Source organism: Burkholderia sp. RF2-non_BP3, assembly GCF_001522185.1.
Taxonomy (GTDB): domain Bacteria; phylum Pseudomonadota; class Gammaproteobacteria; order Burkholderiales; family Burkholderiaceae; genus Burkholderia; species Burkholderia diffusa.
The window spans coordinates 713,332-737,948 of sequence record NZ_LOSU01000028.1; the positions used below are offsets into that span (position 1 = coordinate 713,332).

The following is a 24,617-nucleotide window of genomic DNA, read 5'->3' on the forward strand; positions in this document are numbered from 1 at the left end:
GCGGCGCGGCGGTACGATGGCGGATCGAACGCATGATGAAGGAGCGGCATGGCTATTCGAATCGTACGGCTCGGCACGCCGCGCGCGGCCGGCGAGGGCCTGAGGATCGGCACGGTGCGGCGACCGCCGCGCGGCGTACCGAAGGCGGAATTCGCATCGCGCGACTACTATGATGTGTGGTTGCCGACGCTGTCGCCGAGCCCTGAGCTGGTCGCGCAGGCGCAGGCCGCCGAAACCGACGCCGAATGGCGCGCGTTCACGCGCCACTTCCGCGCGGAGATGGCGCATGGCGACGCGCCGAAGGTGCTGGACCTGCTCGCCGCGCTGTCGGCGACGAGCGCGTTTTCGATCGGCTGCTACTGCGAGGACGAGCGCCGCTGCCATCGCAGCGTGCTGCGCGAACTGCTCGCGGAGCGCGGCGCGGCGCTCGTCACGGATGCGGGCTGAACCCCGTCGGGCGGCACGACGGTGAGCCGCCTCGTGCGGCGCAGCGAGCCGGTTGACGTGGGTCAAGCGTGCGGCGGCGTGGGCCGTTATGCTCACGTCATGAATCGTCCCGACGATGACAGGCGGACAGATGCAGATAGCCTTTCCACCGGAACCGCCCGAATATTGCGCACGCGATCTGGTCGTCGCGTTTTCGGCGCTGGTCGACGGCCGCTGCGTGCAGTGCGCGATCACGGCTGAAGCGCTGGAAGACCATTTCGGCGCGCCGTCGCTGCTCGAACGGGATTTGCTGCATGCGTTCGAAGCGCACCGGTCGGCGATCGAGGCGATGGCACGACGGATGCTCGACGAAATCGGCGGCCGGCCGGTGTTGCTGCACAGCGGTCACTTCCGGATGGATGACTGATTCCGCAGGAGGATGCATGACACTGCAAGGCACGATTCATGAGCGCGACTGGTCGGTCGAGATCGAGACGCGGCAGTGCGAATCCGGCGAATTCCGATGCCGCGTGACGGTCGAGCACGGCAACGGGCCGGCGCGCTTTCACCACACGTTCGAGCACAGTCATGCGTACCCGACCGAGCACGAGGCGGCGATCGAAGGGTTGCGGGCCGGGATGACATGGATCGAAATGAAGGCGTCGCAGACATTCAACGTATGAAGCGCATCGTGCCGATGGCGGTGCGAATGCAACGCTGCCAGGGCAGTAATAGCCGCGGCCGTCATCGCGCTGCGTGAAGCAGGATCGTGCCGCGCGCGGGACACCGAGGCACGGAGACACAGGAACAGGCAACGCCGCCGACGAGCGGCGACCCCGTCAGGAGGAGCGCCATGGGCGTGGGCATGCAGATCGTCTGCGTCGGATTCGCGGGTTCCGCCGCGCTGGAAGCAGAAGCGGGGGTGCAGTTGGTGCGGCTGGAACGATTCCGCGCACGGCTGGAGGATTGCCGTCTGGTGATCGAATCGCGCCCGCGCATGGACGGCGGCCTGGCCTATGACGTGCGGCTCGAACTGACCACGCGCGGCCGCTCGCCGGTATCGCTGCCGTGCAGCACCGGCGACGACCTGGTCGACGTGCTTGGCCGCGTGTTCACGCGGGCCGAGCAGACACTGTCCGCATGGCAGGCGGGCGAATCCGAAGCGGTCGCACTGCACGCGGCTACGCCAGGCGCCACCGCGCCATGATGCGCGACGCGCCGTGCGTCACACCTGCGCGAGTGCCTGTGCGTCGATGATCCGCACGCGCTTGCCGCGCGTTTCGACGAGTGAATCCCGATGGAATCGCGAGAACATCCGGCTGACGGTCTCGAGCTTCATGCCGAGATAGCAGCCGATCTCCTCGCGCGTCATCCGCAGGTTGAATTCCGATGCCGAATAGCCGCGCGCCTCGAAGCGCGACGACAGGTTCAGCAGGAAATGCGCGACGCGCTGCTCGGCGGACATCGTGCCGAGCAGCAGCATCTGGCTCGACTCGCGGACGATCTCGCTGCTCAGCATCTGGTAGAGGAAATGCTGCATCGGCTTCATTTCGCGGCACGCCGCTTCGAGTGCGCCGAACGGGATGACGCACACGACGCTGTCCTCGAGCGCGATCGCGTCGCAGCAGTGCTGGCCGCCGCCGATGCCGTCCATGCCGAGCGTTTCGCCGGCGATCTGGAAGCCGGTCACGTGCTCGCGGCCGTCGCGATGCATCATCACGGTCTTGAACGAGCCCGCGCGCACGGCGTAGATGCTGTGAAACGGATCGTCGGTTCGGAACAGCGCGTCGCCCTGGCGAACCTGGCGCGTCGAACAGATGATCGCGTCCAGTCGGCCGTATTCGGCGGCGGTCAGGTGCGGCGGCAGGCACAGCGAGCGCATCAGGCAAGCCGAGCAGCGCGCGGCGGGATGCTTCGCGCCGTCGTTACGTGAGATCGCGGGAAGCGGAATCGTTGGCCGAGGCGCGACGGATGGGTCGGCGGCGCAGGCGGTGGCTGTGGACATGAGTCACTCCGGCTCGGTCAGGGGCGGTGCGCACGAGCGCGCACCAGGGATTCGATGACGTGGCATGCGGCGTCGAATTCGGCGGTCTTGTCGAAGAAATAGTCGGCGCCCGCCGCCGCGCATGCCTCCCTGAATGCCGGCGCCGAATGGTTCGTCAGCACGATCGTGACGATCCGCGGCGCAGCCTTCGACAGCATCCCGATCAGGTCGAGACCGCTGCCGTCAGCGAGCCGCAGGTCGACGATCACGACGTCCGCGTGGCTGCCGCGGATGTGCGTCAGTGCGTCCTCGCCGTCTTCCGCCTCGCCGACGACCACGACGCCGCGGATCGCGCCGACGAGCAGCGCGATCCGTTGCCGGACGGCAATGGCGTGATCGACGAGAAACACCCGGAGTGCGACGGCGGGCGACAGGCTGGCATTCATGCCGGCAGTATCGTGTTGCGCCGCCGAAAATGAAATCGGCCGAATTGGAAGTTTGTGTAGGCCGCTGCGACGCGTTGTAGGGCGTTTCCTACAACGCGTACGGGAAAGTGGCGAGGCCGTGTGCGGGCGACACCGGGTGGGGCTCGCTCAGGGGGGCGAATCCGGGGGCCGCCGCCGCGGAATCAGCCGGCCGCGCGCGCGTCCAGCGCGTCGCGGGCCGTGCGACACGCGGCCAGATCCCACGCGGCGCAGCCGACCGTTTTGAACAGCAGCGGCCCGCTGCGCTCGAACGCGCCGCGCAGCACGTCGGCGAGCGACGCGACCTGCCGCCAGTCGACTTGCGCGACGATCAGGTCGCCGGCCTCGTGGCGCGCGCCGGCCGGGTCGTCGACGACGAGCCGGCTGTGGCGCACGGTGTCGGCGTCGATCTCGGCGGCATCCGCGGTGAACGCACCGACGCCGACCACGAGACGGCCTTCGCGCGCCGCTTCGCGATAGACGGGCGTGCGGCTCGTCGTCAGCGTGACGACGACGTCGATCGCGTCGGGAATCGCGTCGCCGTCGAGGGGCACGAGCTGCGGCGCCTGCGCGCGGTGCGCGGCGCAGAACGCGGCCGCGCTGTCGGCGCGCGAGCCACGCACGTGCAGACGCGCGTCCGGGAAGATCGCCGCGAGCGCTTCCGCGTGATTGGCCGCCTGCTTGCCGGTGCCGATCAGCAGGATCTCGCGTGGCGCGGCGCCGTGCAGCGCCTGGATGCCGAGCGCGGTAATGGCTGCCGTGCGGCGCCCGGTGACCGTCGGGCCGTCGAGCACGAAGCGCAGCGCGCCCGTCGTCGCGTCGTATGCGCTCACCTGGCCGAGGATCGTCGGAAGTCCGCGCGCGCCGTTGCCGGGGCACACGTTCACGAGCTTGTGGCTCGCGAGGTCGCGTGCGCTCGACGGCATCGACAGCATCACGCCGCCCGCCTGCAGCGGCACGACCAGGCGTTCGGGGCTGACGATCTCGCCCGCCGCGTATTCGGCGACGGTGTGTGCGAGCGTGGCGAGCAGCGCGGGGTAGTCGAGCAGCGCGGCCGTTTCGGCGGCGTCGAACGCGGGAATCCGGGAGAGAGCGGTCATCGTGTCGGTCGGGTTTGTGTCGGTGGGCGGGGACGACGTGCGCATGGCGCGCTCGCCCCGGAGGCTGCCGAATATCGAGATGGCAGTCATTCTGGATCGAATCTATACCAGTTGCGCGCCGACAGGCAAGCCGGAAAAGCCAGCAGACCGTCGATTTTGGTTCTAATATCCGTCCAGATGGGCGTCGCGCACACCGGCGCCGGTATCGCTCCGGTATAGTGCGAACCCGTTTCCCCGTCCACCACCCGACCGGGCAGGAGCCCAAGATGATGTCCGCACGTCCCGAATCGCTCGAAGCCGGTTTCCGGCCGTTGCAGATCTACGAACAGGTCGCCGAGAAGATCCGCGACGAGATCCGCGCGGGGCGCTATGCGGCCGATTCGAGACTGCCGTCGGAGCGCGAACTCGCGGCGCTGTTCCAGGTCGGCCGGCCGGCCGTGCGCGAGGCGCTCGGCGCGCTGCAGAACGAGGGGCTGGTGTTCACGAAGCGCAATTCGGGCACCTACGTCGTGTCGGCGCCGCTCGACGTGCTCGCGCAGCGCGGCGACGTGCACGGCGTGCCCGACGCCGACTTCAGCCCGACGTCGACGCTCGACGTGCGGCTCATCCTCGAGCCGGCGATCGCGCGCCTCGCCGCCGCGCACGGGCGCGCCGACCCCGTCGCCGAAGGCTATCTCGCGCAGATGGAAACCATCGCCGACATCGACGATCCGCAGCAGCGGGCGCTGTGGAACGAGAGCGACCGGCTGTTCCATCGGCAGCTCGCGTTGATGACCGGCGACGCGCTGATCGTGAAGATCGCCGAGGAAGTTGCGAAGACGATGGACCAGCCGCTGTGGAAGCGGCTGAAGGACGACGGCATCTACGACGCGGGCCGGATCCGGCTCTACGTGTCCGAGCACCGGCTGATCTACGAGGCGATCGTGTCGGGCGACGCCGATGCGGCCGCCTTCTACGTCGAACAGCATATTCTTCGTGTGCGGCGCGACATCACGCCGAAATGACGGGCATCACGTCAGTCTGGTCTTGAAAGTGACCAGAAGCGCAAAAATCATTTTGAAATTGCTTGCAAGTGGACCACTTGTGTCCTACATTGGTTCCACACAAAACCAATCAGGAGACAACCATGCGACACTTCGTTACCGCGCTCTCGGTGGCCGTTGCCGCCGGCGCGCTGACTTCCGCGCACGCGCAGGAAGTCGTGATGATCGGCCATTCGGCACCGCTGACCGGCCCGCAAGCCGCGAACGGCAAGGACAATGAAAACGGCGCGCGCCTCGCCGTCGACGAGCTCAACAAGGCCGGCGTGAAGGTGGCCGGCAAGACGGTCACGTTCAAGCTGGTGTCCGAGGACGACCAGGCCGACCCGAAGGCGGGCGTGCAGGTCGCGCAGAACCTGGTCGACAAGGGCGTCGTCGCGGTGCTCGGGCCGTACAACTCGGGCGTCGCAATTCCGGCGTCGCGCGTGTACAGCAACGCGGGCGTGCCGATCCTGCCGGTCGCGTCGAACCCGGCGCTCACGCGGCAGGGCTTCAAGAACATCTTCCGGATCGGCGCGAGCGACGAACAGCTCGGCGGCACGATGGCGACCTTCGCCGCGAAGACGCTGAACGCGAAAACCGCCGCGGTCATCGACGATCGCACCGCGTACGGGCAGGGCGTTGCGGAGCAGTTCATGAACGTCGCGAAGGCGAACGGGATCAAGATCGTCGACCAGGAATACACGAACTCGTCGGCGACCGATTTCCTCGGCATTCTCACCAAGATCAAGGCCAGCAATCCCGACGTGATCTTCCTCGGCGGTTATGCGGCGCAGGGCGCGCCGATGGCGAAGCAAATGAAGCAGCGCGGGTTGCGCGCGAAGCTGCTCGGCGGCGACGGCATCTGCTCGGCCGACATGGGCAAGGTCGCGGGCGAGGCCGCGTCGATCGTCTACTGCGCGCAGGGCGGCGTCGCGCTCGAGAAGACGCCGGCCGGCCGCGAATTCCTGAAGAAATACCACGACACCTATCACACGGACACGCAGGTCTACGGCGTCAACTACTACGACGGCATGAAGCTGCTTGCCGACGCGATGGTCAAGGCCGGCACGACCACCGACAAGGCGAAGCTGATCGCGCAGCTGGCGAAGTCGAACTACGCGGGCGTCGCGGGCACCTATTCGTTCGACGAACGCGGCGACCTGAAGGGCGCGCCGACCACCGTCTACGTGATCCGCAACGGCCTGCCCGAGCCGTACGCGAAGTAACCGTCACCGGACGGCGCCGCGGCGCCGTCCTTCGTCTTCACGCCTTCGATCCCCCATGAAAATTTCCCGATCCCTTTCCACCGTCGAGGTCCACACCGGCGGCGAAGCCTTCCGTATCGTCACGAGCGGCCTGCCGCGCCTGCCCGGCGACACGATCGTCCAGCGCCGCGCATGGCTCAAGGAGAACGCCGACGAGATCCGCACGGCGCTGATGTTCGAGCCGCGCGGCCACGCCGACATGTACGGCGGCTACCTCACCGAGCCGGTGTCGGCGAACGCGGATTTCGGCGTGATATTCGTGCACAACGAAGGCTACAGCGACCATTGCGGACACGGCGTCATCGCGCTGTCGACCGCCGCGGTTGAGCTCGGCTGGGTGCAGCGCACGGTGCCGGAGACGCGCGTCGGCATCGACGCGCCGTGCGGCTTCATCGAGGCATTCGTGAAATGGGACGGCGAACACGCGGGGCCGGTGCGCTTCGTCAACGTGCCGTCGTTCATCTGGCAGCGCGACGTGTCGGTCGACACGCCGTCGTTCGGCACCGTGACCGGCGACATCGCGTACGGCGGCGCGTTCTATTTCTACGTCGACGGCGCGCCGTTCGACCTGCCGGTGCGCGAAGCGGCGGTGGAAAAGCTGATCCGCTTCGGCGCCGAGGTGAAGGCCGCCGCGAACGCGAAATATCCGGTCGTGCATCCGGAGATCCCCGAAATCAACCATATCTACGGCACGATCATCGCGAACGCGCCGCGCCATCCGGATTCGACGCAGGCGAACTGCTGCGTGTTCGCGGATCGCGAGGTCGACCGCTCGCCGACCGGCTCCGGCACCGGCGGGCGTGTCGCGCAGTTGTACCAGCGCGGCCTGCTCGCGGCCGGCGACACGCTCGTCAACGAGTCGATCGTCGGCACGGTGTTCAAGGGACGCGTGCTGCGCGAGACGACGGTCGGCGACATCCCGGCCGTGATTCCGGAAGTGGAGGGCAGCGCGCATATTTGCGGGTTCGCGAACTGGATCGTCGACGAGCGCGATCCGCTGACCTACGGTTTTCTCGTGCGCTGAACGACGGCGCACGGCACCCGGGTTGTACCAGGTTTGGCGCGCGGTCCCGTTGCGGGATGCGCGCCTTTTTTGTTGTAAAAATGCGCGATCCGGCACCGTTCGCGCGGGCCAGGGACGGCCGCCGGCCGGTGGGCCGCGCGAGTTTTGGTACGATGCAGCCTTTCCAGCAGATCCCCCACCCGCGTGAATCGCCGAAACGTGTCGTCAGTGCGTGACCTTTGTGCCAAATGGGTCGCGCGCGCCCAACCCGTCGCGGCCGCGGCCGCCGTGCCCGTCAAGCGTGTCCTGGCCAGTGCCTGGCACCATCTCCGTCATCCGACGCGCCGCGGCGTGTTGCGCGCGGCCGCCGCCGTGCCGGTGCTGTTCGTGTTGTACGTGCTGGCGCTGATTCCGTTCACGCCCGGCATCGGCGACATTCGCAAGGCGCGCGTCGACCAGCCCGCGCAGGTGCTGTCCGCCGACGGCAAGGTGCTGGCGGAATTCAAGCCGTCGAACCGCGAATGGGTGTCGCTCAAGCAGATCTCGCCGCACATGGTCGACGCGCTGATCGCGACCGAGGATCATCGCTTCTACGAGCACCACGGCCTCGACTGGAAGCGCACGGCGTCGGCCGCGCTCCATACGTTCTCGGGCAGCCGCCAGGGCGGCTCGACGATCACGCAGCAGCTCGCACGCAACCTGTATCCGGACGAAATCGGCCGCGCGCCGACGCTCACGCGCAAGGTGAAGGAGGCGATCACCGCGCTGAAGATCGAGGCCGTGTACAGCAAGGACCAGATCCTCGAGACCTACCTGAATACGGTGCCGTTCCTGTACAACGCGTACGGCGTCGAGATGGCCGCGCGCACCTATTTCGACAAGTCGGCCGACGAGCTCGACGTGCTCGACAGCGCGACGCTCGTCGGGATGCTGAAGGGCAACAGCTATTACAACCCCGTGCTGAACCCCGAGCGCGCGCTGCAGCGGCGCAACACGGTGCTCGGCCAGATGGTCAAGTACGGCAAGCTGTCGCCGGCGCAGTTCGCGCAGTTGCAGCGCCGGCCGCTGCGCATCGATTTCGAGCGCCAGAAGGAACCGCCGGGACCCGCGCCGCACTTCGCGCAGCAACTGCGCAAATGGCTGATCGGCTGGGCCGACCGCAACGACTACAACATCTATTCGGACGGGCTGATCGTGCGCACCACGATCGATTCCCGGCTGCAGCAGATGGCGACCCAGGCGCTGACGCTACAGGCGAACCAGTTGCAGGGCATCGCGAACAACGCGTGGAGCGGCCGCGACGGCTGCGGCACCGACAACGAGGTGTTCCGCGCCTTCATGCGCGAGTCGCCCGAGTACAAGGCGGCCCAGGATGCCGGCAAGAACGATGCCGTCGCGATGAAGCAACTCGCCGCCGACCGCGGTTTCATGCGCGCGCTGTGCAAGGCGAAGACCGACGTGCAGGCCGGCTTCGTCGCGATCGATCCGCGCGACGGGCAGATTCGCGCGTGGGTCGGCAGCCGCGACTTCACGAACGAGCCGTTCGATCACGTCGCGCAGGCGCGGCGTCAGCCGGGCTCGACCTTCAAGCCGTTCGTCTATGGCGTCGCGTTCGCGAGCGGGATGAAGCCGGACGACACCTTCGTCGACCAGGCAGTCGAGATTCCCCTGAAGGGCGGCGAGATCTGGCGGCCGAACGACGACGCGCCGCCGTCGGGCAAGCCGATGACGCTGCGCGACGCGGTCGCGCTGTCGCGCAACCGGATCACCGCGCAGGTGATGGAGAAGGTCGGACCGGCGGCGGTGGCGCGGCTCGCGCGCGACATGGGCGTGCGCGAAAGCCCGCTCGAGCGCGTGCCGTCGCTCGCGCTCGGCACGAGCCCGGTGACGCTGAAGGAGATGGTCGCGTCGTACGCGACGATCGCGAACGGCGGCCTGTACGTCGAGCCGCAGATGGTGACGCGCATCGAGAACCGCCAGGGCGACGTGCTCGCCGAGTACGCGCCGGCGCCGCCCGAGCGCGCGCTCGACGCCGAGACCGACAAGACGCTGCTCGGCGTGATGCGCGACGTGGTGACGCGCGGCACCGGCAGCAGCATCCGCACGCGCTTCGGCATTCGCGGCGACGTGGCCGGCAAGACCGGGACCACGCAGGACAACGCGGACGGCTGGTTCATCCTGATGCAGCCCGGGCTGGTGGCCGGCGCGTGGGTCGGCTTCGACGACGGCCGCGTGACGCTGCGCAGCGACTATTGGGGGCAAGGCGCGCACAGCGCGCTGCCGATCGTCGGCGATTTCTTCCAGCGCGCGCAACGCGCCCGGATCGTCGACACGAAGCTGAAATTCGATACCGAGCCGTCGCCCGGCTGGTTCGCGTCGGTGCGCGAACGCGTGACGGATCTGTTCGACGGCTGGTTCGGGCCCGAGCCGAAGCAGGCGCCGGCGCCCGTCCGGACGCAGCGTATCGAGCGGCAGCCGGAGGCGGACGCCGCCGCGGCGTCGGCTGCGTCGGCTGCGTCGGCGCCCGAGGCGGCATCCGGCGGCATCGTCGAGGAGTGGGTTCCGGCGTCCGAGGTGGCGGCATCGGCCGCCGCGTTGTCGGCGGGCGCGTCGCAACCGCAGGCCGCGCAGCCGCCGGCGACGGGAGGCAGCGCGACGCCTGCGGGCAACACGGGCGGCGGGGGCCTCGGCTCGGCCCCGGCCGCACCTTCGGCCGTACCGGCTCCGTTGCCGGCCCCGGCGCCGGTTTCACCCGGAGCGACCAGCGGTTCGGAGTAACGAGACGTTCAGATTTCGCGCGATGCTGCCGTAATACCGTTGTCACGACAGCTCGCGCGGTCGCTCCGCGCCTTTCCGATGCGGCTCATCACCGATCACGTCGCGCTCGCGCGCGACGACGTCTCCGCCGGCGTCCCGCTCGGCTTCGATCTCTACGATGCGGGCGGCGCCGCGCTGCTGCCCGCCGGCACGACGCTGCACGATCCCGCGCAGCATGCTTTCCTGTTCGATCATTTCCGGCCCGTCCGCCGGCGCGATGACGCCGAGCCCGCCGCGCCGGCATCCGATACCGTGCCGGCGGCCACGCGCATGGGGCTGTCGACCGGTGCCGCGATCGGCATCCGGCGACGGGTCGGCATGACCCGCGTGCTGCAGCGCTGCCGGTTGATCGGGATCGGCGCATCGGGTGCGCTGTTCGTCGAGCCGCAGCCGGCGGTCGTGCTCGACTTTGCCCGCGGCGACGACGTCGAGGCGGTCGCGATCGGCCGGTCGGCGGTGTCGCGTTTCGGTGCGACGGTCGAGGCGGTGCAGGCAGCGGGGGCCGCGCCGTTCATGGTGCTTTCGCCGCCGGGCTTCGTCGATCGGCTGCGCACGCGCGCCGAGCCGCGCGTCCAGGTACGGATCGCGGCCCGCTGCACGGGCGGGCCGGTGCAGGCGGAGGGGATCGGGATCGTTCGCGATCTGAGCCTGAACGGGCTGTCGATCGCGCTCGACCGGGCGCTCGCGGCGGCCGGCGATCCGCTGCACGTGCAGTTGCCGTATTCGGATGGGGACCACGTCGCGTTGCTCACGCTCGACGGTACGGTGCGAGCGGTGCATGCCGATCCGGCGGTGCCGGGCTGGGCGCTTCACCACGCGGCGTTCGACGAAACGGCTGCCGACGACCGGATTCGCCTCAAGGCGTTGCTGTTCGACCTGTCCATGGCAGCCACGGATGCGGATCAGGTCCGCTGATGCGTTGAACGGGGCAAACGTCGCAGCATGCTGCCGCATATTGGGTTCCGATCCGGCCATAATCCTCTGATGATTCAGCCGAATGCGCGGCAATTGTACGGATTCGGTCAACAGTGAATTTGCGATTTAAGTATTTACCCTGATAGCCGGGCCTCCTAGACTTCCATTCATGCGCAACGACTACCGAGTCCGAAGCGCCTGACAAAACAATCTGGAGGTAACGCATCATGAAATCGCTGATCAAGGCAGTTGCACTGGCCGCGCTGGTGGCCGCACCGATCGTCTCGTTCGCCCAATCGAACCAGCAGCCGCTGACGCGCGCGCAAGTGCGTGCCGAGCTGGTCCAGCTCGAAAAGGCCGGCTACAACCCGAACGACTGGATGAACTATCCGGAAAACATCCAGGCCGCACAGGCAAAGATCGCCGCGGCACAGAACACCGGTGCGCAGGCTGACGTAACGGGCTACGGCTCGAACCCGGTCGCGACGTCGCAGTCGGGCCAGCGCGTGAGCGTGCCGGCAGCAGCCGATCGTTCGTCGGTGTACTTCGGCCACTGAGCAAGCCGTTCGCCGCGCGGCCGCCGGGCCGCCTGCAAAGCCGTACCGAAAAGCCTGCACTCGTCACGAGTGCAGGCTTTTTTGCGTGCGCGGCAAGGGTGGCGCGGGCTGACAATCGATCGCGCGTGCGCTAGCATCGCGGTCGGCATTGCCACGCTGCGGCGGCCGCGACGGAAGTCGCGCCCGTCGGCCGGCGAAGTCGCGCACCGAGGCGCGGCGGCAAGCCCGACATCACGTTCCACGACTTCAACGAAAACAAACAGGAGCATCCATGCGTGTCTTGACCGGTCTGCTGTGCGCGCTCGCGCTGACGGCGAACGTTGCCCATGCGCAGGCGAATTGTGCGGACGCGACGGATCAGGCGGCGATGACGGCGTGCGCCGATCGCGCGTACAAGAAATCCGACGCGGACCTGAACCGCACTTACCAGGCCGTCACCGCACGGCTGCGCGATGCGAAGCCGCTCGCGGAGAAACTCGTGAACGCGCAGCGCGCGTGGATCGCCTACCGCGACGCCGAATGCAGCTTCTCCAGCGCGAACGCCGAAGGCGGCAGCGTGTATCCGATGGTCGTGTCGACCTGCCTCGACGATCTGACCAGGACGCGCAACGAGACGCTGAAGGGTTATCTGTCCTGCGAGGAAGGCGACCTGGCTTGTCCGGTGCCGGGGAAGTAAGGCCGTGCAACGTCCAGCCGGCCCGCACGTCGTGCGGCCGGCACGGTGCGCCTAGACGTCGTCCGTTTCGTCGAGCAGCTTGTGCCGCATCGCGTAGCGGACCAGCGCCGCTTCGTGCGGCATCTGCATCTTTTCCAGAATCCGGGTCTTGTAGGTGCTGACCGTCTTCGCGCTCACGCACAGCGCCTGTGCGATTTCGGTCAGCGTCTGTCCGGCGGCGATCCGGCGGAACACGTCGAATTCGCGATCGGACAGCCGCTGGTGCGGCAGCGTCTCGGCCGGTTCGTTCAGGCTCTGCGCGAACTGCTCGGCCATCGCGAGACTCACGTAGACGCCGCCCGATGCAACCTTGGTCACAGCGCCGACCAGTTCGGCGCTCGCGCTTTCCTTGGTCAGGTAGCCCGACGCGCCGGCGCGGAACGCGCGCACCGCGTATTGCTGCTCCGCATGCATGGTCAGCACGAGCACGCGCAGCGCGGGCTTCTCGTCCTTGATCTGCTTGATCAGTTCGACGCCGTTGCGGCCCGGCATCGACAGGTCGAGCACCAGCACCTGTGCGGGCGTCGAACGAATCAGCGCGATCGTCGACGGCCCGTCGCACGCTTCGCCGGCCACTTCGAATGCGGTCGCGTTCTGGAGAATGTGCCGCAGACCGTCGCGCACGAGCGTATGGTCGTCGGCGATGAGCACCTTGATCATGTGAGGGTGGTTTCCTGTTGAACGGTGCCGAGCGGGAACGCGACCGTGATCGAGAAGCCGCGCGCGAGCGCGGTATCGATCGTCACGCTGCCGCCCAGCATGTGTGCGCGTTCGCGAATGCCGATCAGGCCGAACGACTTGTCCTCGTGGGCGGTGCCGCCCGGTGCCGCGCCGCGGCCGTTGTCCGCGACGCGCAGCACGCAGAAGCCTTCCTCGATGTCGAGCCGCAGCGCGACGCGCGTCGCATCCGCATGGCGCGCGACGTTCGTCAGCGCTTCCTGGACGATCCGGAACAGCGTGGTCGCCCCGGTGCTGGTGAACGTGAGCCCGCCCGTTTCGATGCGGCGTTCGACGTCGATGCCGTAGCGGTTCGTGAAGTCGTTCGCCAGCCACTCGATCGCGGGCACGAGGCCGAGATCGTCGAGCATCACGGGGCGCAGGTCGGCTGCGATGCGCCGCACCGACGCGACGGTCGCGTCGATCAGCCGGCGCATGCCCTGCAGTTGCGACAGCACGTCGTCGTCGGGTTGCGCACGATTCGGCGTGCGCAGTTGCTGCTCGATGACCGACAGATCCATCTTCAGCGCGGTCAGCTGCTGCCCGAGGTCGTCGTGCAGTTCGCGCGCGATGCGGGTCTTTTCCTCCTCGCGCACGTTCTGCAGGTTCGCCGACAGTTCGCGCAGTTCCTCGCGCGACTGCTTCAGCGCATTCTCGGCGCGCTGCCGCTCGGTGATGTCGCGCAACATCACCGTATAGAGCTTGCCCGACGCGTCGCGGATCTGCGAGATCGACGCCTCGATCGGGAATTCCTCGCCGTTGCCGCGCAGCCCGAACAGCACGCGCTGACGGCCCATCTGCCGCTCGGATACGCCCGTCACGCCGAACTGGTCGACGTGCTTCGCATGTGCCGCACGAAACCGCTCGGGGATGAAGCGCGACAGCGGCGCGCCGATCGCCTCCATCGCCGACACGCCGAATACCTGCTCGGCCATCGGGTTGAAGATCACGACCGTCTGCTTCTCGTCGATCGTGATGATCGCTTCCATCGACGAACGGATGATGCCCATCATCCGCGCCTCGTTCAGGATGCCGCGGCTGCTGGCGCCCGTATCGGCGGTGCCGGCGCGGCCGCGCAGCAGCGCATGGACGAGTGCCGCGAACGCGAACGACGCGATCAGCCCCGCCGCGAGCACCGTGCCCGCCGCGCGCTGCGCGCCGGTTGCGCTCGGGCGGCCGTCCGCGGAATAGGCGAGCGTCAGCACGGTCCCGCCGAAAATCAACTGGTCGGTGCGCCGCATCAGGTCGGGCGACGCGGAGGCCTCGTCGGTCGTCGTCTCGGCGCTCGCGATCGGCCGAGGATCGTCGCCGGCGCTGATCCGCAGGTCGAGCCCGCGTTCCGTGTCGAGCGCGCGCTCGATCAGGCGATTCGGGCTCACTTGCGCGAACAGCACGCCGTCGGCGCCGGTTTCATGGGCGCCGGCCGGTGCGGCGGTCGTGCGCTGTGACGCCGTCGCGGGCAGGAACAGTGTGAGGGTGCGCGCATCGCGGGAGGTGTCGTCGTCGGCCGAATGGATGCCGAGTGCGACATCGCCGGTCCGCAGCGCGCGCGCGAGCGGGGCCCGATCCGGCGCGCCGAAGCGCACGCCGGCCGAGCTCGACGCGGGCGCGCCGAGCGTCGCCACCGCGAGCGGGCCGGCCGGCATCGGCGCGTGGCCGGCGAGGGCGCTGCGCGCCGCGGGCGACAGCGGCGCATAGCCGAACTGCCGGATCGGCGAGCGCCCGCTGTCGAGCTCGAGCGTGTCGGCGTAGCGGCGCCATTGCTCGGGCGTCATCTGCGGCGCGAGCGCGAACGCGCCGCGCGTGCTTTCGAGCACGGCGACGCCGGCTTGCAGCTCGTGGCGCAGCATCGCCGTCACGTGCGTGGTGCGTCGCTCGAAGCGCGTATGGACGGCGCCTTGCCACTGCTCGCGAACGAGCAGCGCGACGCCGAGCGACAGCGCCGCGCCGGCGAACAGCGTAACGACGCCAGCCGCGAGCGGCTGGCGTAACATGATCTGGAAGCGCGTGGGCCCTCGGGCGTCACGCGGCGGGGTTCCACTGGCGGTCATTCGATGGCCATTCTGGTGTCGGGGCCGCCCGTGGCACTCGGGCGGCGCGGCATAACCGGGAAAAATCGCACCGGCCGCGTGCGGCGTCTATTTTCAAGATGAAATTGTGCGCGTTTTATGCGTTTTTTGTAATAGGGTCAGCTAAAAATGAGAGAGCCGGGCGGTGCAGCGGGCGTCCCGGCCGCGATTGACACGCGTCAACCGGCGTGTCGGCACGTGGGGCAGACTGTTCGGCAGGCGAGCCGGCATCGGGCCGGCTTGCGGTGACGGGGGCGTCGTGCGCGCGATGCGCGACGCGCGCCCGGTCGGAGGGTGGACCATGTACAAGCGGATTTTCGTCGGGCTCGATGGCAGCCCGAGTGCGCGTCTCGCGCTGAACGAAGCGATCAGGATCGCGGCGGCGTCCGGCGGCGAGGTGACGTGCGCGTATGTCGTCGAGCACCGGCCGCAGCTCGTCGACGTCGATGCGGGCTTCGCGGCCGAACACGACGGCGACGCGGCGGCAACCGATGCGGCGACGCCCGTGCTCGACGATGCGAAGGCGGCGCTCGCGCAGCGGAACGTGCCGGGCACCGTGCGCGCGCTCGACGCGTACGGCGAGGACATCGCCGCGGTGCTGATGCGCACGGCGGCCGAGGCCGGCGCCGATCTGATCGTGATGGGCACGAGCGGGCGGCACGGCCTGCGCCGGCTGCTGCTCGGCAGCGTCGCGGAATCGCTGCTGCGCGCGGCCGACCGGCCCGTGCTGCTGGTGCGCCACGACGAGCCGGCCGCGGCGGCATCCGCGTGACGGGGCGGTGCGGCGTCGCGCCGTGAGCGGCGGGCAGGCGGCCGCCGCGCGGATGGCGGTGCGATGGCGGGTGCGGCGGTGCGTCCGCGGCATCGATCGACGCGCGGCCGATATCTGGCGTCGCGACATCGCTACGGTGTGACCGCGTGGCGCGGGTTGCATCGCGGCCCGCACTTCTGGCAGCATCGGCCGGTGTTCGCTTCATCGTCGCGCGCCGCGTTTCGCGCGCGATCCAGTCGCCGCGTGCATGGTCGCGGCGATCGACGCAGCGGCACGCGACGTCGGCCGACGGGATTCCCGAACGGCCGGGCCGTGTGCCGCGTGCCCGGTTCATTCCTTCACCGACGTCATCCGCCATGCCGATCTCCGCCGCCGACCTGATTCACCAGTTCGATCTGCAACCGCACCCAGAGGGCGGCTATTTCCGGGAAACCTACCGCGCGGCCGACACGGTCGTGCGTCCGGCCGACGGCGCGCCGCGCGCGGCGTCGACCGCGATCTACTACCTGTTGTGCGACGGCGCGTATTCGTCGTGGCACCGGATCCGTTCCGACGAGGTCTGGCATTTCTACGCGGGCGATCCGCTCGAAGTGTGGGTGCTCGACGAGCACGACGGCCTGACGATCCACCGGCTCGGCAACCCGCTCACGCACCCCGGCACCGTATTCCAGGCGGTCGTGCCGGCCGGGCGCTGGTTCGGTGCGCGCTGCGCGTCGCCGGAGCATGTCGCGCTCGTCGGCTGCACGGTCGCGCCGGGGTTCGAGTTCGCTGAATTCGAGCTTGCGGACGCGACGGCGCTGGCCGCCGCGTTCCCCGAGTACGCGGAATACGTCGCGGCGCTCGCGCAGCGCCCCGACGCGTGAGTGCGGCGGCCGCCTCCAACGGTAGCCGTTGCGCGCGGTCCCGGCCAAACCCGTTTAGAATGCACGATGGTGCGGGATCGGCCGCGGACGTGCCGCGGCGATCGCTGCCAGCCGTATCGACGGCCGCCTCCGTCGCACGGTCAGCATGTCTTCCAGGAGCGCCGCCGTGTGGCACTTTCCCATTGCGATTCCCTCGTCGCTCGGCCCGTGGGCCGTGTTCGCGAGCGTACTGATCACGCAGCTCGGCGTGCCGGTGCCGGCCGTGCCGATGCTGATTCTCGGCGGTACGATGGCGGCGATGGGGCAGGCGTCCTGGACGAGCATGTTCGCGGCGGCGATCGGTGCGACGATGCTTGCCGATTCGCTGTGGTTCTTCATGGGCCGCACGCGCGGCCGGCGCTTGCTGAACGGGCTCGTGCGATTCTCGCTGTCGCTCGACACGACGCTGCGTTTCGCGCGTAACGTATTCGAAAGATACGGCGCGCCGCTGCTCGTCCTTTCCAAATTCCTGCCGGGCCTCGGTCTCGTGTCGGCGCCGCTGCTCGGCACGACCGCGATCGGCATCGGCGTGTTCCTGTTCTGGGATCTGGCCGGCGCGTCGCTATGGGCTGCGTTCTGGCTCGTCGGCGGCGCGGCCGTGCATGACCAGATCGTGCAGTTCGTGCTGTGGGTGCGCGCGAGCGGCGGCACGATCCTCGATGCGTTCCTCGCGATCTTCATCACGTTCCTGCTGTACCGCTGGGTGCGCCGCGTGCAGTTCCGCCGCTACCTCGCGCAGGTGCGCATCTCCCCGCCGCAGCTCGTCGAAATGATGACGTCGAGCGAGCCGCCGCTGATCTTCGATGCGCGACCGCGCGCGATTCGCGAACGCGAGCCGTACCGGATCGCCGGTGCGGTGCCGGTCGATCTCGATTCGCCGGACCTGCTGGATCCTGAGCTGCTGAAGCGGCCGATCGTCGTGTATTGCGTGTGCCCGAACGAGGCCACGGCCAAGCGCCTGATCGCGAAGATGCAGCGCAAGAAGATGATCCACAACATCCGCGCGCTGAAGGGCGGCCTCGATGCGTGGGAAAAGCACGGCTATCCGGTCGAGCCGCTGCCGGCCGATCTCGATTCATCGCGGTATTTCGTGCGGCCGGAACATGCGGCGCTCGCAGGCGAGTATACGGTGCGGGCCACGTTGTCGAAATAAATCGTGCGCGGGATTCCGCGCACATCCCGATTTCACCTCCGCTTTCACGCTTCGCATTCCCGCTAAAATCGGCTGGCGAGAAACCACCGATTATTCATATAATCCCGCCTGCATATTGCGTGCGCTTGATTGCGCACATTCGACGCGCGTTCGTTCGCACCGAAAGCGATTGATCCCGTTGCTGCCCGTCACGCGCACAGCCGCGTCGCACGGGCTAGACGGGCGTATTCCGTGAAAGGCCGATCCGTTTTCCGGATTGTTCCGGAAAATGCCGATAATCAGCGGCGATTCCAATCGGAGTGACGCAGTATCCGCAACGTTTTTTATCCGGAAAACGCTGGCGGGATTTTTCGTTTTCGGTTTGCCGGTATCGGCATGAACGGCCGCGCATTGACATCCACAATGACGGCGGCCCGTTCGCGGCTGCCAGGAGACGGACTTGAAACAACCAGAAGACCAGCTGCACCGCGGGCTGGAGGAGCGACACATCAACCTGATGGCGCTCGGCGCGACGATCGGCGTCGGCCTGTTCCTCGGCTCGGCCACCGCGATCCGCACAGCCGGCCCGGCCATCCTGCTGACCTACCTGCTGGGCGGCATCGCCATTTTCCTGATCATGCGCGCGCTCGGCGAAATGGCGATCTCCAATCCGGTCGCCGGCGCGTTCAGCCGCTATGCGCGCGACTACCTCGGCCCGCTCGCGGGCTACCTGACCGGCTGGACCTACTGGTTCGTGTGGATCGTCACCTGCATGGCGGAGATCACCGCGGTCGGCGTCTACATGCACATGTGGTTCCCGGGCGTGCCGAACTGGATCTGGGCGCTCGCGGCGCTCACGGCGATGGGCGCGGTGAACTTCATCGCGGTCAAGCTGTACGGCGAATTCGAATTCTGGTTCGCGCTAATCAAGATCGTCACGATCGTGCTGATGATCGTCGGCGGCGGCCTCATGATCGCATTCGGCATCGGTAACGGCGGCGTCGCGACGGGCATCTCGAACCTGTGGGCCCATGGCGGCTTCATGCCGAACGGCATCGACGGCGTCATCGGCGCGCTGCCAATCGTGATGTTCGCGTATCTCGGCGTCGAGATGCTCGGCCTCACCGCCGGCGAGGCGCGCAATCCGGAGAAGTCGCTGACGAAGGCGGTGAACTCGGTATTCTGGCGCGTGCTGATCTTCTACATCGGCGCGCTGTTCGTGATCATGTCGCTCTATCCGTGGGACCAGATCGGCACGCAGGGCAGCCCGTTCGTGATGACGTTCTCGCGGCTCGGGATCCCGGCCGCCGCCGGCATCATCAACTTCGTCGTGCTGACCGCGGCGCTGTCGTCGTGCAACAGCGGCCTGTTCAGCACCGCGCGGATGCTCTACAACCTCGCGCAGCAGGGCCAGGCGCCGGCCAGCCTCGGTCGCGTGAACCGCAACGGCGTGCCGGTGTACGGCGTCGCCGTGTCGGTCGCGCTGCTGCTGATCGGCGTGCTGCTCAACTATCTGGCGCCGCAGCAGGTGTTCACGTGGCTGACGTCGGTGTCGACGTTCGGCGCGATCTGGACGTGGTGCGTGATCCTGATCGCGCAGATGCGCTTTCGCCGCACGCTGTCGGCCGACAGGATCGCGCGCCTGCCGATCCGCGTGCCGTTCTATCCGCTCGGCTCGTTCGTTGCGCTCGGGTTTCTCGCGCTGGTCGTCGTGCTGATGGCATTCACGCCGGACACGCGTGTCGCGCTCGTGATCGGCCCGGCGTGGATCGTGCTGCTCGGCATCGCATACGCGGTGTTCTACGCGAACCGCGCGGGCGCGCCCGCGTCGACGAAGTCGTAAGCGGGCAGGGCAAAAGTCGCCGCGCAGCGCGCCACGCGTGTGCGCGCCGCGCATCGCGGCCCGCACGGGCATTGATTACGATCATGCACGTGCGGGCCGGACGACATATGCTGTCTGAATCGCTTGTCCGCGCTTCGCGTGGCCGTCCGCCGATCCCTGCGACCGCGTCGGCCGTTCGTCCGCCGCGCGCCGCCGCCCGCGCGAAGCTCCGGTCGTCGTCCGCGACGACGCGTCCGCCAGGAGATCTTCGCCATGCCATCCAGCCCGACCATCCCGCCGCTCGCCCGAATTTCGCTGGCCGTCGACCTGACGCCGGAGTCGCTGGCCGCCGCGCGCTACATGCGCACGCTGCTGCGTCCCGGCATGCAGGTGCGCATCGTCTGCGCGATCGACAATCCGCGTCTCGTGCTGCCCGACATTCCGCGCGTCGACGCGCTGCTGACCTCGGCACGCGAGGAGATGACGCGCGAGGCGCAGGCGACGCTCGAGCGCATCGCGGCGCTGTTCGCCGGGAGCGGCGCGGAGATCGAGCAGGTGATCATCGATACGTCGGTCACGGGCGGCACGGTGGCCGATGCACTCGCGAACGATACGTCGGCCTCGCGTGCCGACGTGCTCGTGGTCGGCGCCAATCCGCACCATGGGCTGTTGCGGCTCGTCGAGGGCGCGGTGTCCGACACGCTGGCCTCGCGCGCACGCTGCGCGCTGCTGATCGTGCCCGCCGACTACACGCGGCCGTCGGAGGGGCCGCTGCAGCGCCTGATGTTCGCCGTGGACGGCAGCGAGCCGTCGCTGCATGCGGTGCGCGTCGGGCTTGGCTTCGCGGCGCCGACGACGCTGCTGTACGCGGCCTATGTCGTCGATCGGGCGGTTCGTCTGACGGATCTCGTGCCGGTGCGCGCGCTCGAGGATGCGTATCGCGCGGAGGGCGAGGATGCGCTGGCGCGGGTCGGCCCGCTGTTCCATGCAATGGGGAATCCGACCAAGCGCGGCATCGTCGAAACCCGTCCGACCAGCGACGACGTCGCCCATGCATTGATGCGCGACGCGGTGCACTGGCATGCGGAACTGCTGGTGGTCGGCACGCATGGCCGGCGCGGCATCGCCGCCTGGCTGATCGGCAGCGTGGCGCGCCGGATCGCGCATCTCGCGCAGGTGCCGGTGCTGCTCGTGCGCGGCGCGGAGTGAATGTCGCGACGCGATGGTGGCGAAGCGGCCTTTCATTGACCTGCATCAGAATCGCCGTGCACCTCGCATGAGATAGTGACAGAACGTCCGTCTGTCTTGTTTTGGGGCGCGACGATTCGATACGTCGGGTCCAGAACCGCGCGAACGGGCGCATATCCGACGCGGTTGCTCGCATTTCAACCGATTTCCGGCGCCGTGCCACGCAGCGCGTGGCGCATCAGCCGATCACGAACTCTCTGGCGCGAGGGTAGGCAGCCGACGGCTGCCTTGGAATGACGGACGGGGTGATTTTCACCCCGTCCGCTTCCTGGCCCCGTGCAGACTACTTTCCTCGCAGGTATTTTTTGGTCGATGTCGCCGTGCGGAACGGCGTGTGGCGGCACGCGATGTGCCGTCACGCGGTCGCCGCCGATTGGCGTGGCAGCCTTCGCAGCCATCGCGCGGCCTCGTGCCGAGTCGGCTGCGTTCGGCTTTTACGCGATGCGAGGCGCTCGCAGGTCGTGCCGACTACCGGCGCCGTGGCATCCGCGTGCGCGCCGACGCGCGCCATGCAGCCGTCCTCGTCCGCCCGGCGTGCGATTGCGCAGCCGTGGCCAGCCGGGGCGCGCCTTGCGGCGCGGCCTGACGACGACCGGTGCGTCGGCACGGGCCCGCGCGCAAAGGGCGGCGGCGAAACGCTGCAGCGCGAGCACCGATCCCATCACGCTCTGGTATTTCTCGCGGCCGATCTGCCCGTCGAGCGTGACGAGCAAGCCCGATTCGCGCGCGAGCGCGAGTAACGCGTCGAGATCGTCGGGCGGGCGGATTGCGACCGGAACGGAATGCGCGGACAGCATGCGCGTGCGCCGCTGTCCGTCCCGCGCCGGGAAGTTGCGATGGGCCATGATGGTCTCCTGCGCCCGACCCCGCGTGCCGGCTCGACGGCCGGCTGAGCGATGACCGGGTATGAACGCTTCGTTCATGACGTCAGTATCCGCCGCGCAGGCCGCGCTGCCAATCGGCGCGCGCTGAAGTCGCTGTCAGACATTGCGTGCGAGGTATCAGAATCCGCTGACAAGAACGGCCGGCACGCGATGTGCGGCGCCCCGATCCGGTGCATTCGAACAGACGAATCACAGCCGGCGAGCGTCGCTTGACGCAGGATTTCGGACGGTCTAAGTTTCCGAGTGCATCGCCGTCGCGCGACGGTTCGTCGTCCGCGCGATCGGCGATGCCGCGCCTCGGGGGAGGCGTGGACAATCCTTCCAGTCGTTCGCGGGCCACGCGCGCCGCGAATCTTGCGCGCGGGCCGATCCAGCGACGGATCGGCGCGGCGGCACGCAACGTGCCGTTGATCGCGCGCAAACACGCTTCGGCGCATCGTACGCCGGGCGGCGATCCAGTATCTAATCTAATCTTCCGGTAAGTCGTCTTTTCCTTTCGTTCCTCGACCGTCAGGAGCCCGTCGATGTCACAGGACAATATGCTTGATGCTTTGAGGGCCGTCGCCGAAGCGCGCGCGATCGGCGCCGACCAGTTGCGCACGATGCTCGACGACGAAGTGCGTGCGTTGTCGTCCGATGCGCGCGTGCACGACTATATTCACGTGTTCGCGATCCGCCACTTGCGGGAACGCATGCGCAGACAGGACGACCTCGAGCGCGACACGCCAGCCAGTACGCCGAACCGGGAGCCGGATACGAATACCAGTCGCCGTCTGTGAACGACGCCGGCGCCACCACCGCCAACGCGCCATGCCGCATAGGCAACCACCCCGCGCAAGCTTGCGGACAACGCCCCTGCGGCCGTCGGCGTTTTTCGTCATACGTTTCATCGAATCGACACAACAGGCTCAAGTAAGCGGCGCGAATGCCGTTTACCCGGTGAATCCGTCCACCGGGCGTTCGCGCTCCCTTACCGAGTCGTTGCCATGTTCTCGTCCATCCGCACCCGCATTCTTGCAGCGTGCGTCGCCATCGTCGTATTCGCGCTCGTCGCCACCACGCTGATCAATTACTTCATCGCGCATGCGTACAACGACGATGCGATCGACCGCAACCTGAAATCCGTCGCCAGCGGCCACGTGGTCGGCATCGGCGACTGGGTCGCGACCCGGAGCCGGATGATCGCGTCGCTGCAGGACGCCGCGCTGTCGCCCGATCCGCTGCCGGTGTTCAAGCAGATGGCCGCGGCCGGCGGCTTCACGAACGTCTACGCGGGCTATGCGGACAAGGTGTTCCGTTTCTCCGACCCGACCGGCATCCCGCCCGACTACGACCCGACCGGCCGCCCGTGGTACAAGCAGGCCGCACAGGCCGGCAAGCCGGTCGTCACGCCGCCGTACGTCGATGCCGGCACCGGCAACCTGGTCGTCACGTTCGCGGTGCCGATCCTGCGCGACGGCGCGCTGAAGGGCGTCGTCGCGGCCGACGTCGCGATGGACAGCGTGATCGCGAACGTGAAGTCGATCCGCCCGACGCCCGCGAGCTTCGGGATGTTGATCGACAGCAGCGGCCATGTCGTCGCGCATCCGGACGCGAAGCTCACGCTGAAGCCGGTCGCCGACGTGTCGCCCGACCTCGGCGCCGTAAGCGCCGCGTCGCTGGCCGCGGCCGTCGCGCCGGTCGAGGTGCAGGTGGGCGGCGAAGCGAAGCTGGTGCGCGCGCAGGCCGTGCCCGGCACCGACTGGTACGCGCTGGTCCTGCTCGACAAATCGGAAGCGACGGCAGGGATGCGCTCGCTGCTGACCGCGTCGCTGATCACGCTGGTGGTGATCGTCGGCGTCGCGTCGCTGATCGTCGGCGCGATCACGGCAACCGCGTTCCGCCGCCTGTCGCAGGTGCGCCAGGCGATGGCGTCGATCGGCTCGGGCACCGGCGACCTGACGCAGCGCCTGCCGGCCGAAGGCCGCGACGAGGTGGCCGACATCGCGCGCTCGTTCAACAGCTTCGTCGACAAGCTGAACGACGTGATGCGGCAGATTCGCGATGCGAGCGAATCGGTGCGCACGGCCGCGAACGAAATCGCCGCGGGCAACCAGGACCTGTCGTCGCGGACCGAATCGGCGGCGGCGAGCCTCGAGCAAACGGCCGCATCGATGGAAGAGATCACCGCGACGGTCGGCCAGTCGGCGGCCGCCGCCGGCCAGGCCGACGAACGGGCGGCCGCGGCGTCGCGGATCGCGTCGCACGGCGGCGTGGTCGTATCGGACGTCGTGTCGACGATGGGGAAGATCGAGGAGGCGTCGGGCCGGATCGGCGACATCATCGGCGTGATCGACGGGATCGCGTTCCAGACCAACATCCTCGCGCTGAACGCGGCCGTGGAAGCCGCGCGTGCCGGCGAGCAAGGGCGTGGTTTCGCGGTCGTCGCGCAGGAAGTGCGCAGTCTCGCGCAACGCAGCGCGCAGGCCGCGCGCGAGGTGAAGGTGCTGGTCGAGTCGACGGTGGCGAGCGTGTCGGCCGGGTCGGGGCAGGTGCGTCAGGCCGGCGACACGATGCGCGAAATCGTGTCGAACGTCGCCAACGTGACGACGATCATCTCCGAGATCACGCACGCGGCGAACGAGCAGACGCGCGGCATCCAGGAAGTGAACCGCGCGGTCACGCAGCTCGACGAAATGGTGCAGCAGAACGCGGCGCTCGTCGAGCAGTCGACCGCGGCCGCGACCGCGCTGCAGACGCAGGCGAACGCGCTCGCGACGACGGTCGGGCAGTTCAAGGTCGCGTGACCTGCATCGGTTGATGC

The 24,617-nt window shown here is 68.3% G+C and carries 24 protein-coding genes; 18 read left to right on the plus strand and 6 right to left on the minus strand.

Annotated elements, in window-relative coordinates; genetic code table 11:
- Positions 1 to 48 precede the first annotated feature (48 nt).
- From WS45_RS13620 to WS45_RS13635, 4 genes are all read left to right on the plus strand, one after another.
- Positions 49 to 447: a DUF488 domain-containing protein gene (locus WS45_RS13620; protein ID WP_059690042.1), complete on the plus strand. Its 399-nt coding sequence runs from the start codon at positions 49 to 51 to the stop codon at positions 445 to 447.
- A gap of 115 nt (positions 448 to 562) precedes the next feature.
- Positions 563 to 853: a DUF1488 domain-containing protein gene (locus tag WS45_RS13625; protein ID WP_059525369.1), complete on the plus strand. Its 291-nt coding sequence runs from the start codon at positions 563 to 565 to the stop codon at positions 851 to 853.
- A gap of 16 nt (positions 854 to 869) precedes the next feature.
- A complete protein-coding gene (locus WS45_RS13630; protein WP_059525371.1) occupies positions 870 to 1,109 on the plus strand; it encodes a hypothetical protein in 240 nt (79 codons plus the stop codon).
- A gap of 170 nt (positions 1,110 to 1,279) precedes the next feature.
- A complete protein-coding gene (locus WS45_RS13635) occupies positions 1,280 to 1,633 on the plus strand; it encodes a hypothetical protein (protein WP_059700338.1) in 354 nt (117 codons plus the stop codon).
- Positions 1,634 to 1,651: 18 nt separating this feature from the next.
- Here the strand turns inward: WS45_RS13635 and WS45_RS13640 are convergent, their stop codons facing one another.
- From WS45_RS13640 to lhpI, 3 genes are all read right to left on the minus strand, one after another.
- Positions 1,652 to 2,431, minus strand: coding sequence for a helix-turn-helix domain-containing protein (locus tag WS45_RS13640; protein WP_059525375.1), 780 nt, complete (start codon positions 2,429 to 2,431; stop codon positions 1,652 to 1,654).
- Positions 2,432 to 2,448: 17 nt separating this feature from the next.
- Positions 2,449 to 2,856 (minus strand): response regulator transcription factor, encoded by a 408-nt coding sequence (locus WS45_RS13645; protein WP_059525377.1) that lies wholly within the window; start codon positions 2,854 to 2,856, stop codon positions 2,449 to 2,451.
- A 182-nt stretch (positions 2,857 to 3,038) separates the two neighbouring features.
- Positions 3,039 to 3,974, minus strand: coding sequence for a bifunctional Delta(1)-pyrroline-2-carboxylate/Delta(1)-piperideine-2-carboxylate reductase (lhpI, locus tag WS45_RS13650; RefSeq protein ID WP_059700593.1), 936 nt, complete (start codon positions 3,972 to 3,974; stop codon positions 3,039 to 3,041).
- A gap of 266 nt (positions 3,975 to 4,240) precedes the next feature.
- On the opposite strand from lhpI, the gene WS45_RS13655 reads away from it, so the two are divergent.
- The 7 genes from WS45_RS13655 to WS45_RS13685 all read left to right on the plus strand — a co-directional run bounded on the left by WS45_RS13655 (position 4,241) and on the right by WS45_RS13685 (position 12,229).
- A complete protein-coding gene (locus WS45_RS13655; protein WP_059525379.1) occupies positions 4,241 to 4,978 on the plus strand; it encodes a FadR/GntR family transcriptional regulator in 738 nt (245 codons plus the stop codon).
- A gap of 122 nt (positions 4,979 to 5,100) precedes the next feature.
- Positions 5,101 to 6,222: a branched-chain amino acid ABC transporter substrate-binding protein gene (locus WS45_RS13660; RefSeq protein WP_059690046.1), complete on the plus strand. Its 1,122-nt coding sequence runs from the start codon at positions 5,101 to 5,103 to the stop codon at positions 6,220 to 6,222.
- 55 nt (positions 6,223 to 6,277) lie between these two features.
- Positions 6,278 to 7,285 carry a trans-3-hydroxy-L-proline dehydratase gene (gene lhpH / locus WS45_RS13665; RefSeq protein WP_059700340.1) on the plus strand — a complete coding sequence of 336 codons (1,008 nt, stop codon included), beginning with the start codon at positions 6,278 to 6,280 and terminating at the stop codon, positions 7,283 to 7,285.
- A gap of 198 nt (positions 7,286 to 7,483) precedes the next feature.
- Positions 7,484 to 10,042, plus strand: a complete 2,559-nt coding sequence (locus tag WS45_RS13670; protein ID WP_179950366.1) for a penicillin-binding protein 1A — start codon at positions 7,484 to 7,486, stop codon at positions 10,040 to 10,042.
- A 78-nt stretch (positions 10,043 to 10,120) separates the two neighbouring features.
- On the plus strand, positions 10,121 to 10,996 hold the full coding sequence (locus WS45_RS13675; protein WP_059700594.1) for a PilZ domain-containing protein: 876 nt from the start codon (positions 10,121 to 10,123) through the stop codon (positions 10,994 to 10,996).
- 227 nt (positions 10,997 to 11,223) lie between these two features.
- Positions 11,224 to 11,553 (plus strand): DUF4148 domain-containing protein, encoded by a 330-nt coding sequence (locus WS45_RS13680; RefSeq protein WP_059690049.1) that lies wholly within the window; start codon positions 11,224 to 11,226, stop codon positions 11,551 to 11,553.
- Between the two features lie 271 nt (positions 11,554 to 11,824).
- Positions 11,825 to 12,229, plus strand: a complete 405-nt coding sequence (locus WS45_RS13685) for a lysozyme inhibitor LprI family protein (RefSeq protein WP_059525396.1) — start codon at positions 11,825 to 11,827, stop codon at positions 12,227 to 12,229.
- Positions 12,230 to 12,280: 51 nt separating this feature from the next.
- Here the strand turns inward: WS45_RS13685 and WS45_RS13690 are convergent, their stop codons facing one another.
- Both WS45_RS13690 and WS45_RS13695 read right to left on the minus strand, forming a co-directional pair.
- Positions 12,281 to 12,928 (minus strand): response regulator, encoded by a 648-nt coding sequence (locus WS45_RS13690; RefSeq protein WP_059467935.1) that lies wholly within the window; start codon positions 12,926 to 12,928, stop codon positions 12,281 to 12,283.
- Complete coding sequence (locus tag WS45_RS13695; RefSeq protein WP_059700344.1) at positions 12,925 to 15,036, minus strand: PAS domain S-box protein; 2,112 nt, start codon at positions 15,034 to 15,036, stop codon at positions 12,925 to 12,927. The genes WS45_RS13690 and WS45_RS13695 overlap by 4 nt, the downstream gene beginning before the upstream one ends.
- 319 nt (positions 15,037 to 15,355) lie before the next feature.
- Between WS45_RS13695 and WS45_RS13700 the strand changes: the two genes are divergently transcribed.
- The 5 genes from WS45_RS13700 (at position 15,356) to WS45_RS13720 (ending at position 20,891) form a co-directional block, all read left to right on the plus strand.
- The gene (locus WS45_RS13700; protein WP_059525714.1) at positions 15,356 to 15,826 is read left to right on the plus strand and encodes a universal stress protein; all 471 of its coding nucleotides are present in this window, start codon (positions 15,356 to 15,358) and stop codon (positions 15,824 to 15,826) included.
- Positions 15,827 to 16,182: 356 nt separating this feature from the next.
- A complete protein-coding gene (locus WS45_RS13705; RefSeq protein WP_059525716.1) occupies positions 16,183 to 16,689 on the plus strand; it encodes a cupin domain-containing protein in 507 nt (168 codons plus the stop codon).
- A gap of 166 nt (positions 16,690 to 16,855) precedes the next feature.
- Positions 16,856 to 17,881 carry a DedA family protein/thiosulfate sulfurtransferase GlpE gene (locus WS45_RS13710; protein ID WP_059525400.1) on the plus strand — a complete coding sequence of 342 codons (1,026 nt, stop codon included), beginning with the start codon at positions 16,856 to 16,858 and terminating at the stop codon, positions 17,879 to 17,881.
- A 439-nt stretch (positions 17,882 to 18,320) separates the two neighbouring features.
- Complete coding sequence (locus tag WS45_RS13715) at positions 18,321 to 19,703, plus strand: amino acid permease (protein ID WP_059690052.1); 1,383 nt, start codon at positions 18,321 to 18,323, stop codon at positions 19,701 to 19,703.
- Positions 19,704 to 19,955: 252 nt separating this feature from the next.
- Complete coding sequence (locus WS45_RS13720) at positions 19,956 to 20,891, plus strand: universal stress protein (protein ID WP_059700346.1); 936 nt, start codon at positions 19,956 to 19,958, stop codon at positions 20,889 to 20,891.
- Between the two features lie 473 nt (positions 20,892 to 21,364).
- Here the strand turns inward: WS45_RS13720 and WS45_RS13725 are convergent, their stop codons facing one another.
- Positions 21,365 to 21,775, minus strand: coding sequence for a hypothetical protein (locus tag WS45_RS13725; protein WP_059700348.1), 411 nt, complete (start codon positions 21,773 to 21,775; stop codon positions 21,365 to 21,367).
- A 563-nt stretch (positions 21,776 to 22,338) separates the two neighbouring features.
- Between WS45_RS13725 and WS45_RS13730 the strand changes: the two genes are divergently transcribed.
- Both WS45_RS13730 and WS45_RS13735 read left to right on the plus strand, forming a co-directional pair.
- Positions 22,339 to 22,593, plus strand: coding sequence for a DUF3562 domain-containing protein (locus tag WS45_RS13730; protein ID WP_059700350.1), 255 nt, complete (start codon positions 22,339 to 22,341; stop codon positions 22,591 to 22,593).
- 207 nt (positions 22,594 to 22,800) lie between these two features.
- Positions 22,801 to 24,600, plus strand: coding sequence for a methyl-accepting chemotaxis protein (locus tag WS45_RS13735; protein ID WP_059700352.1), 1,800 nt, complete (start codon positions 22,801 to 22,803; stop codon positions 24,598 to 24,600).
- The last annotated feature ends 17 nt before the right edge of the window (positions 24,601 to 24,617 follow it).